Source organism: Psychrobacter sp. FME5 (assembly GCF_014861375.1).
Taxonomy (GTDB): Bacteria; Pseudomonadota; Gammaproteobacteria; order Pseudomonadales; family Moraxellaceae; genus Psychrobacter.
Map to the genome: position 1 here is coordinate 1 of NZ_RRYX01000292.1, position 334 is coordinate 334.

Below are 334 nucleotides of genomic sequence, written 5' to 3' on the forward strand. Positions count from 1 at the left end.
GTATAGAGGGTAATAACTGTCGCCTTAGACACCGATTAAGACGAGCGGTTAGAAAGACTTGTTGCTTCTCAAAAAAGCTTGATAATCATTTTAAAGTGTTTGATTTGGTGTTCTTTTACATCAATTATGGCTACGTCTGATGCCAGCATACTTTTTAGAACACCACCAATGATTGAAAGTCAGTTTATCAATTAAACCTTAACAGGTAAGTAAGATTTTTATTATCAAATTCCACACGAAACAAAACCCCCTTACACTTTCGCGTAAGGGGGTTTTGAGGAATAGAGAGCTGACGATGACCTACTCTCACATGGCCGGAGCCACACTACCATTG

The 334-nt window shown here is 38.9% G+C and carries 1 protein-coding gene; it reads left to right on the plus strand.

Features of this window, described 5'->3' with window-relative positions; all coding sequences use genetic code 11:
- The first annotated feature begins 2 nt into the window (after positions 1-2).
- The gene (locus tag EI161_RS14735; protein WP_413038501.1) at positions 3-140 is read left to right on the plus strand and encodes a hypothetical protein; all 138 of its coding nucleotides are present in this window, start codon (positions 3-5) and stop codon (positions 138-140) included.
- The last annotated feature ends 194 nt before the right edge of the window (positions 141-334 follow it).